Origin of the sequence: Kriegella aquimaris, assembly GCF_900103215.1 — a bacterium.
In the GTDB taxonomy this organism is placed as follows: domain Bacteria; phylum Bacteroidota; class Bacteroidia; order Flavobacteriales; family Flavobacteriaceae; genus Kriegella; species Kriegella aquimaris.
Map to the genome: position 1 here is coordinate 1 of NZ_FNGV01000005.1, position 11,642 is coordinate 11,642.

Consider the following 11,642-nt stretch of genomic DNA (forward strand, 5'->3'; position numbering starts at 1 on the left):
AGGAGTAGTTCGGTGTTCCGCCCGTTGCGCCTGCCGTGATAGTGGCACCTGTATTGTTACAGGTAAAGGGCTCGGATATGTTGGCCGATGCGACCATTACCGGTGGTTCTGCTATTGTCTGTTCGAGAAGGGTAACGGTACATCCCGCGGTCGGGTCGTCGAGGTCCCTTACGGTAACGGTATAGTTGCCGGCGGGGAGTCCCGAGATCGTCTGTGGCGATGTTGTCCCGCCGCCCAGTGTTGTGGCGAAGTCGTCGAGGCTGTACTCGAACCCTCCGGGGCCGAAGTTCTCGACCTCGAAGGTTATCGAACCGGAACCGTCTCCGTTACAGTCAAGGTCCTCGTACGAAATTACCGATGCCTCGATGGCGTTGCCGTCCTCCACTAAAACATCTACATTAACGAATGATGGACATTTGGCTGGAGGTTGGGTAGCGAGAATATCATCGATAGCAATATCATTTCCATCTTCAACGGCTGAATTGGTACGTATAACAATATCCAAAGAGGTGTTCGGTCCTGGATTCAATAATACCGAATAATCATGCCAATCATTGGCACCAAAGTTCTTAGGCACATTTCCGGTTGTTGTGCTAGCAATTACGTTACCACTACCATCAACAAGTTGTATCTCAATAGAAGGATCTCCGCCAGACGTCCCATTTCGAAGTAAATTAAATGCAGATAAAGAAATTGTAATATCTTGGTCAGGCAATACTTCAACATCTCTTTTCGCATATATTATTCCCCCAACACCGGCGACGCCACCAACATTTATTGCCAAAAATCTTCCATTGGTATTTCCAGTATGATCATTTGGGCTCAACCAAGCAGGATACGTGTTGATTAGACCTTGTGTAACTGTGTACTCTCCATCCTGGAGTTCTGTATTTGTTCCAAAACCGCAAAGACTTGCTGAACCATCTTGAGGTTCGTAACAATATGCAGGATCAATTTGTGTAATACCAGTATTCGTTCCAAATCCAAAATCCTCAAAAAGCAAGGTGCTGGGAGGTGTTGCAACGGTAATCACATAGTTAACAGTTACTACATGGTTTCCAGGGGAAATATTGTCAAATACATTTGATGTTGCGGGTGTATTGGGAACAGCATCTATTTCATAAGTATAATTATAACTTGGATCATCGGGAGTTACGGTAATCGTTCCTTCACCATCGCACGCATAGTCTATTGTTGTTGTAACCCCTGGCGGTGTGAAAGGTGGCGATACGGTCACTTCCATTTGATGGTAGCAGTTATTGGCATCCCGTATGAAGAGGTCATGAGTTCCGGGCAATAGATAAGAGATATTACTTGGATTATAAGTTGCTCCACCATCAAAACTATAGGAATATGGAGTCGTGCCTCCACGGGCGTTGACAATCCTAACTTCTGCCCCTGAGGGGTTACATTCAATCAATTCTGCCACCAAAGCAGAGGCCGATAAGTTAAAGGGCTCTGAAATAGCGTAGATTTCAGAAACTGTACAGTTATTAGAATCTCTAACTTGAATATTATAGCTGCCGGCTGCTAGGTTTAAAAAAGTGTTAGATGTTTGGTATGTGGCTCCATTATCTATACTATATTGATATGGATAACCTCCACCGCTGGGCGTAATGGTAAGTGAAGCAGATGCATCACTACTACAAAGCACAGGGGTGTTGGTAATTACAATTGACAGTGGATCTTCTTTTACAATAGTAATATCATAATTTGTCTCGCAAAAACCAATGTTCCCGTTGTTGTCCCGCACATAGACATCATAATCGCCTACATTATTTACTGTTATCGCATTTGAAGACGTAAAAGAGCCGGCAGAGGGTACAATGCCATTGTTTACAACCGCGTAAACAAAATTTCCATCCCCTCCTGCGGCGGTAACATTAACTTCAGTGGTTGAACCACATGCTGAAATGGGGCTGGCCGAGGCCGTTACGCTCAGCTCGGGATTAATTGTGATTGTTTCGCTATCAGTACAGTTCTTTCCGTCCCTTACATTTATGGTGTAGGTTCCAGCATTCAGGCCAGAGAAGACATTAGAGGATGCAAATGCTCCCCCGTTTAAATTATATTCAAAATTACCATCACCCCCGGAAGTTACATTAGCCGTAAGCGTCAACCCGTTGGCGTCATCATAACAAACCCCATTCGGTGTTATGGCCAGTATTGGCGCAACAGCCGAGTCTACACTAAATGAGGTGGTAACTACACAACCATTGGCATCCGTAACAGATGCATTATAGGTTCCTGTTTGTGTAAGACCAGAGAAAGAACCATTAGCATTAGTGCCGAAGGGAGTAGTATCAGGATTGGTCAATTCATAGGTATAACCTCCCCAGCCATCTGAAGCCGTTAATGTCACACTTCCATCTGTAATACAACTGGGCTGTGTTACATTTACCGAAAGAGTAAGGGCTGCTACAGGGCCCTGTACCTCTACGCTATCGGTATCTGAACAGTTGGTATCATTGTCGGTAACGGTAATTGTGTACGTACCGGCGGAAAGGCCTGATAATGGTAAAATATTAGCCGTCTGTGCCGTTCCTGAGAAATTACTTGGGCCTGACACGGTATAATCATAGGAAGTGCTAAAATCTGTAATATTAAAGGAAATAACACCATCAGATAGCCCAAAGCAGGTTACATTACCATCTAGCTGGCCCAATGCATTTATACGATTTACGGGTGTAACCGTGAAATCTTCTTGGACCGTACATCCCTTGGTATCGGTAATTTGAAAAGTATAAGTGCCTGGCTCGAGTGCAGTAAATACGTTACTGTTCCCATTATTCACTGCGTCGGCGGCAGGGGCTATTATCTCATAAGTAAAATTCGGGTTACCATCAGTCACGGTAACAGTTACATCTGAAGTCAAAGCCGGACAATTGGGAGATGTAGCCGAAAACACTAAATCGGAAGGCTCGTTCAGCGGATCAACTGTGATAGGATTGGTCACGAAAGTACATCCCGCATCGTCTCTTATGGTAATGGAATAGGTACCATCGCTCAAGTTTGCAAACCGATGCGCATTGGGCGTGGTGTCGGGTACAAAATTGATGCCGTCAATACTAAATTCGAACGGGGCCGTACCACCAGTTATATTTTGTGCCTCTATTATCGCATCTTGAAGACAGGTATAGTCCTGTATCAAAGAGGCTGATCCGTTTATGGGGTTTGTGGGTGAGGAGATGGTGTACGATTCTTCATAATCGCAACTTGCACTTCCTTTACTTTGATTTATTATTACGGTGTAATCATCGGCTGGCAATCCTTGAAAATTTCCAGATCCGTTGGTCGCAACTTCGACATCATTGGAGTCGTAAAGGAAATAGGTCAATTGATAACCATTATCGTCAACCAAATCAAACTGAATACTTCCGCTGATATCACCAAAACACGACACATCAACCACTGATGTCGCGTTAAACTCCGCAGCAGGCCTGAATTCAATACTTACCGTATTGGAATACGAAAAACAGTTGTTCCTATCGACTACCACGAATGTATAATCACCCGGGTCATATATATCAAAAATCTGACTGGTTTGAAAATTCGCTGCGGGGATATCTTGGGGCGTAGGATACGAGGTGACCGTAGTGCCACCTTCATCTACATAAGACCAAATAGCATAGTTGTGAGGTGTTTTTCCCCCGCCTGAATCCATTAGAATATTACCCTCCCTACAAGTGATATGTTGTGATACTCGGGCGCTTAGCCACAAGTCATTTTCATTTAAAATTGTTACATTTTCAGTATATGAACAACCATCTTCCGAGCGAACGACAGCAATATAATCGCCAGGGCTTAAATCAGTAAATGTAAAGTTGTTATCAGGTTGGGCTGTTTCACTGTCTATTAATGTTCCCAAACCGCCATTACTTCCATCATCTAACCGTATTTCATACTCGTAAACGGGGTCGGCGTTATTGATTTGAATATTAATGGTGCCGAGTGCAATACAACTTGCCGAGGTTACATTTACGGCATAGGTTACATCACGGTCTAGGATGCCTATCACAGGAGTGGAAAATATACAAGCATTGACAATAGGATCTCCATTGGTATCCAACTGCGTTACCTCTACTCGATACGATCCATTTTCGCCAGAGGCAAAGTCAAAACTTGGGCCGTTGTTCGCGCTAAATGGTATAAGAACATTATTCGTAAGATCATCAATTAATTGAAAGCCATACCCGTTTCCTATATTGGTAATGGTAACATTGCCTGGCGTATTACATATGATATCCCTTTCATTATACTGTATATCAAGAGTATTTTGAAAACCATTGAAATAGAACCGGCTTGTACAACCATTTTGGTAGGTTACCGAAAGCCGAAACTGACCTTCGGAATTGAGTAAGTAATTGCTTCCTGTACCCACTTGATTCCAAGTACAGGTAAGGGCCTTGTTGGCACAATCATCTCCTGAAGCAGTACAACTACCTTCGTCCAGCTTTTCCCAAATCACATTTTGGGCGTCTAAGATGTTTACCTGTAGTAAATGGGAATCATTAATTCCACAAAGAAAAATTTTAGGCAATAAATCGCTATCTATACTACACGAGACTATTTCCCCAGCGACATCATTAGAAGGATCACTATCGTTATTAACCTCATTGAGAAACTCAATGATTGGATGTGGAATACTCCCAGATCCGAAGGGCTGAACTTCAATAATTTCTTTGAAGCCCTTACAGGGATCAGCAACAATTTTATCGACAATGTAGGTGCCAATTGTGCTTACTGTAATGGTACTCGGGTCGTTATCGGGGTCGCCATCATTTATAACGGTATCTACAGCGTCAATTTCGTTATTGCCATTAGTATCGCGATACCAGACATATGAATCAAAACCGTCACCGGCATTCAGCAAGGCGCTGGTTCCACATAATTCGACGGTTCTATAAAAATTACAATCACTCAAATCATCCAACAAAAAGTTAGTGGCTCCCGGAACGGTAAAGCCACAAGCGTTGAAGTCAGTGACACTCGGGTCGTCAGTGATCATGGCACTATTCTTGTCACCTCGATAGGTGCTAAAAGCCAAATTCTCAATAAGATCAGAGCAAGCATTGATAAAATCGTAACAATTTTCTGCTACCTGTACCCTCATTCTAATCGAATAGGCCGGGTCTTCATCTTGTACCAAATGATCAGGAATAGTAAAAACTACCTCTCTGGTAGCCGGATTATAAACGTATTCAATAGGAGTTAATGGAGTAGTATCGGGGAAATCGAAATCTGAGGCGTTAAAAAAACTACGGCCGTCAGGTGGGGAAACATTAACAGGGAGTACATCGCGAATGGTGTAATCCTTTGCATCATCATTTCCTATATTGTCAAAGGTTAGCACATAGTCCAATACTTGACCTAAGTGTACGCCTTCTCCTGTAATATCATCACCGCCAGGTGTATTTACACGTTTTTCAAGAATTATATTTGGAGCTATAATCTCGACATCAAAGGACGCAAAGAATATATCATATTTATCACCAGATGAAAACGCCCTTAAATTCGCACTTGTTGCGTCATTGGGAATTGTTCTGTTATTGGTGTTTGGAATTTCAATTAGGTCAACATCCCAACCGGAGGTATTTATACTATTAGGATTTCTAGCAGTGAATGGTGCATCTTTGATGGTGATACTAGAATTAAAGAAATTGTTTGCTGGGTTTTCTGTGTTGGATAGTATTGGAGTATCCACACCGTTTGCATCTATTTCCAATCCATCACCATCGATTCGATTATCTCCTTCAAGGGCAGCAACACCCATATTCGCGATAACGGGAAAAGGGGCTGGAAGTGTGGTAAATCCATTCACAGGAATATTGACTTCCTCTCCAGATTTTATTCCGGCATAGCCATCGAATGTTGTTATGTATTTGCTTCCAGATAAATTCGGGTTTTCATAAACTACAACCATTGACCAGCCCCCGGAGATACCACCGGAAATACTACTCCCACTACTGGCCCTTACATTGGCAACAAAGTAATCGCCATTAGGGTTGGCCATTCCTGACACGATTGAGGTGACATCGGCGTACATGGCATACGGACTATAATAGCCAAAATCTGCATCCCCATTCCCGTCAAAAAGAATTTCGTCAGCAGTAATATCTTGATAAACACCACCTGGCACCTTGAATTTTATTTCATCGATATTACTCCGATCGGAATTCACATATACTGCCGACCAATATAGACCTGCATAACGTACTAAAGCACAATCAATGTCTGGAATATCAAGTGCGGCACTACTAGAACTAAAGGTTGAAGTATCACCATCAACATCAATATACTGCATATTGAGGTCGTCATTGTATCCTGAGTTTCTGCCAGTAAGATTATAGGGGTCATTGGGCGTTTGCTCGGGGTAACAAACACGATTTCTTCTTCTCCCAGTACAATACGCATCGATCTGTGGCCCCACGATACTATTCGCAATGAAAGTCAACTCTCCCCTGATATCGGCTTCATAGCGAACATCAAAGTCATTTTTTACTTGAGAAAAAGCGGAATAACTACCTAAAAAGAACAAAAAGATAATGAAGATGCCCTTTGAAACAACTATTCTCAAAGAGCCCTTGTTTTTTGCGTAACCCGGAAATGTAAAGATGTTGGCCATATGGTACTTTTTGTTTGGAATTGCCCCAATAGTGTCTTTTTAAGAATGTAAAGTGTCTACAATGGTATTATCCAACAACAAATATTAACCTTACTTCCGAGGTGTAGAATTTAATGTTGTAGCAGTATGCTATAGTGTTGTGAAAACGTAGAATTCTATGGTCTGAGAATCTCTAGAACCCTGTGTTTTACGGATGTTTCCGTTAATCGTTAGAATTTGCATTTGCACGGATAAATTGAGAATTTTCACCAATGTCGAACACTTTTTGACGTAGCTTTAGACAACTATGCAATGAGTTTCTAGTAGTCCATTTTTTACTGAGGAAGAGATAGCCGTATTTGGCCAAGAAACTGGTAAGTTAATTTAGAGCCGTAGAAAACCTTTGAAATTTCCGTTGGCATTAGATAGTAAAATATCTCGAAAATAGCTATGCACGTTCGTTGTATTTCTGAGGTAGACGGAAAAGCTTATGTTATATTATCCGGTGTAACTCGCATAATCCACATTTTGTCATTATACGCGTCATTTAGTTTGGAGTAATAGGAAATTAGGGCATTATTCCAAGAGTCATGTTTTTTCAAATAAACATACCGATAGTTATTTTCAGGATTTATAAAATAACTTGCACTGAGTCCGTATGAGTTCAAAAGCTTAATAAACTTCTTAGCATTGCTCGGGTTCGCAAAAACGTTGGCTATGATATAATAGCCTGATCCGATGCCATTGGTTACAACCGTTTTTGAAGCGGCTTCGGCAGAGGCAAGATTATCTCTAACAATCACATTTTGCCGTAATACGTCGGTACCATATTGAATTGATTTCTCTCTAAGCTTGTCTACATTTTGAACATAGGCCTCGTTGCTGTATCGGTTATCGACGTTCATGATCCACATAGCTTCATCATATTTGCCGTTTAGTTTGCTTTTATGGGCGTCAACGGCTTCTTGCCAAGTATCAAATCGTTGTAAATAGACGTATTTAAGTCCATTGTTCGGGTTGTCAATATAATTGGCCTGAATACCTTTTTGTTCAAGGTTGTTCATGAATTTGTCCATATAACGACCTCCTTTGTAGACATTGGCAACAACATAATACCCATCTTCGACACCTTCCAGATTCTTGAATTTTCTGCTTTTCACTGCATTTTTGGAAGATTGGGAACTAGAGGAAATTTCTGGATGTTTGATTGCGAGCTTTTCTCGCTTCTTATTTGTTGTTACAACTACGTCTTGTGGTTGGTTTCTTTGCGTTGAATTGCCGAGAACCACCCCGTCGTTACTAGCATTATTTGTCTTTGACGAAGGTTTGTCTTGGCCATTTAGAAATAGTTGTTCGGCTTTTTGCTCCAAGTCGGGCCGATTACTTTTTGTTTCATTACGAACCATTTTCATTACCATTTCAAAACGGCGCTCTAAGTCTGTTTTTCGATTGGATTCTAAGGAGTCTTGACGGAACATTAATTCGGCAATTATGGCGTCGTTCTCTGCCAACTTCTTTTTTAATTCTTCAATTTGTTCATCTTTGTTCGTAGCAGCTTCCTCATCGTTTTCCACCAGCAAATCATCTTCAAGCATGACACGATCCTCGGTTAACATTGGTGTGAAAGAATAGGCAAATGAAATTTCATGGGTTACACCTAAATTGTCGAAATCGGTGGATAACCCCTTTTCCATTGTGTAGCCCAACGAAAGTCTGCGGTTGATATTAAAGCCGGCCCCTACAGATGCACCATAGAAGCTATCATATCCCCCTTGTAACCATCCGAGTTTGGGCAAGTCAAGAATTAAACTTCCACCCAAGGTCAGGTCGTTTTGACCGTCCATTCTAGCTCTGGCCAAGGGCATTAAGCGCCCACTTTCCATTATTCCATCTGTATTTTCAAACTGATGGGTATATTGTAAATGACCAGAGTATGCTTTATCCTTAAATTCAGTCAGCGATTTACTGGTTTTAATATTATAGTCAAGTAAATTTTCTGCAAATGCACCAAAGTCGAATTTTCCGAATGAAATATTGAAACCGGGTTGAAAGGATAGTACATTGCTGTCTTCGGTACCGTTAAGTCTAAAGTCATTCGTGTCTACGACATCGATACTATTGATGTCAAGACCCGTACTGTAATAGGCTAAATTTCCACCAAAAGTAAAGTTACTCTTGTCGCTTAGTTTTATACCGTAAGCGTAGTTGGCCAACACACCTATATTGGAAACTGGCCCTATCTTTTGAGTATAGAGACTTAATCCAAGACCACTTCTGTCACCTATTCGACCGCTGTAACTCAAAAAATAGGTTTGGTCGTTATCTTGAAATTGTACTGATTGGTTTCTGTGTAAAAGATTGATGTATGACTTATCTTCTCGAACGGTCGAAAAGGTAGGGTTTATCAAAAACCGGTTAAATTTCAATAGGTTTTGAGGTGCTACTTTATAGGGAAGAATAGGATCATCTTCCTGGGCACTTACTTTGGTAAGTGCAAGTAGGGCCAAAACGAATAACGATATGATCTTGGTTAATTTCATTGCTGTTATCTGATAACGGTTATCGTACCTTGTTTTAAGGTTTCAGAGGCTTTCTTTATGATGTAATAGTAGACCATGTTTTGTTTGGCAAATGAAGCAGATGATTCAGGCCAATTATTTTGATAGCCCAATACGTTCAAGACTTCCATTCCTTTCGAATTGTAGATAATCACGTTTACATCCGATTTGTTTGAATATGAATTGGGAATTGTCCATTGATCGTTAGATCCATCACCGTTTGGAGTGATTACATTAGGAACATTGAATACATCCAGATACGAAGCAGTGAATTGTTTAACGATTTCACAGTTTTCAATTTGTGCAACCAAGGTGTAAGTGCCTTCTGTTGTAAGGGTTACAGAAGATGAATTTCCAATCTCGGTATTATCATTATTGTACCAAGTATACCCTGTTCCACCCGAAGCAGTTATTGTTTTGGATGAACCCTCAGGGAAAACGACATCGTTACCCGAGTCAATAGTTATTAAGTCTTCGTTCAATGAGGAAATGGTAATTTCATTAGAGGTTAACGGACACCCATTTCTGTCGATGATTAACCGGTAGGCCGCAGGCTCTGTCACTGTTAACTCCAAATCTGTTGAGTTGCTCATGGCAACTCCGTTTTTCACCCATTCGAAACTTTCTCCGACTAGATTTGTTGAAGTACTAATTGTAATGGCATCTGAAGCACTGCAATACACTAAGTGGGTAGCACTAATAGTAAGCGTCTCATTTGATTTCAATGTTACAGGTAGTGTATTTGACGAAATGTTATGTGCATCTATAACGGCAGTTAATTGGTATGCTCCATTTTCAGAAGTTTCGGTAAGGCTAATCGATTTAGAGGTAGCTCCGTCAACGTTCGAACTGTCTTTTGACCATTGATACGTGAATGAACTTGCTAGTGCAGCAGTTACGTCCGTTTTAACTCCATCATCAGCCACCGCCGCTATATTTGTTACCTCTACCAATACATTATCATTGGCGCAGGACGAATATGCTGAGGCATAGTCGATACTAATTTCGAATGAGCTGGGAGTGACGGCCGTAAAGGTGTCCGAGTTTTTCTTTGTTCCTGGACAAGTTCCTCCATTTTGTGTTACTTCCACATAGTAGGTACCGTCTTCTGTAATCGTCAAAGTGCTTTGATTCGTGCCTATGGGGCTGCCGTTTCTAAACCATTGAAAATTTGGAGTTGTTGCGGTGGTAGTAACACTTAGAGTTTCGGGTTGTGATGGTAAGACCACAATGTTCGCAAGACCAGCTTGTGTTATTGTGAAGTTGTCGGCATTGGTAATTGTTACTGCCGTAGATCTTTCATTACAAATGCCTGTAGCCGATATTTCGACTTGATAGTCTCCTTCGAAAGCTGCGTTATTGGAGTCGACAGTATAGCTTGTACCAGTTGCCCCTATGATTTTTTGAGTATCCTTATACCATTGGTAGCTCCAACTGGGGTCGGTACTATCAATGCTTAGTGTTTCGGTATCCCCGGCACACAAAGAAGTTTTAGATGGCGTATTTATACCGACACCCATACCAGCTGAACCAATTGTTACATTAACAAAGTTCGAATCTGTATTACCTGAACCTGTACAATTAGGCCCGTAATAGATAAAGGCCTGATAAATTCCGGATGTTGAAACGTTCAACGTATGACTGGTTTCACCAGTAATGGGAGAACCGCTCTTATACCAAATATACTGATAGGTTTCTGGATTGCTGATGTTGTCTACTTGTAGCGTTATTGGATCGGTACTGCATATTGTTCCTGGTGGGGTGCCGCTACCATTATCACTGATATTAATGTTGCTGGTCACATCCATATAGTACATGCTATAGGCTGCGGATTCGGCACTTGTACTCGCAGGGCTAGTACTTCTAACTCTTAATTTGTAGCCCTCTCCGCGTGTTGTGGGGGGTATGGCAAATTCAAAACCTGGATTTTGTACAGCCGCATTGTCACTACTTCTAGAAAGTTCGGTGGCTGAACTGAAACTACCACTGGCATCGGATAATTCTAAAATGAATTCGTTTCCAACGTTTGGGGCGCCCGCATAACTAACTTTTGCGTAATACTGATTGAATCCACCTACGCCCGCGCATATGATGTTCCAAGGGTCACTTCCAGCTAAATTTGGATTATCTGCAGGTGTAGGTGCATTAATAATTATTTGACTAGAAACACTAAGCGATGCCATTAGGAAAAATACGGGCATCAAAAATCGTACGTTGTAATGTAGTTTTGCTTTCATAAGTAGTCGTAGTTTAGGGGTCACTACAAGTTCTATCGTTTAGATTTGGGTCTTGATAAAACGTATAATTTGATTTAATCTAGCTGCGGTATCCTGTTAAAACCGAACGAGACAGTCATTTCTACAGTATTCAATAACAAATATGAATTATATATACCGTACCAAAAATATAATGTTGTGGTACTGAATGAATATGTTGTGAAATAGAAGTATTTGTATGCTAAGGTGTTTGATGGGAATCTA

2 protein-coding genes and 1 pseudogene are annotated in these 11,642 nt (G+C 41.3%); all 3 read right to left on the reverse strand.

Annotation, left to right across the window (positions count from 1 at the left end; genetic code table 11):
- Nucleotides 1-6,625, reverse strand: a pseudogene (locus BLS33_RS11675) (T9SS type B sorting domain-containing protein); the annotation flags it as partial.
- 467 nt (nt 6,626-7,092) lie between these two features.
- The gene (locus tag BLS33_RS11680; protein WP_089888936.1) at nt 7,093-9,144 is read right to left on the reverse strand and encodes a PorP/SprF family type IX secretion system membrane protein; all 2,052 of its coding nucleotides are present in this window, start codon (nt 9,142-9,144) and stop codon (nt 7,093-7,095) included.
- A gap of 5 nt (nt 9,145-9,149) precedes the next feature.
- On the reverse strand, nt 9,150-11,399 hold the full coding sequence (locus BLS33_RS11685; protein ID WP_176801379.1) for a T9SS type B sorting domain-containing protein: 2,250 nt from the start codon (nt 11,397-11,399) through the stop codon (nt 9,150-9,152).
- Between the last annotated feature and the right edge of the window lie 243 nt (nt 11,400-11,642).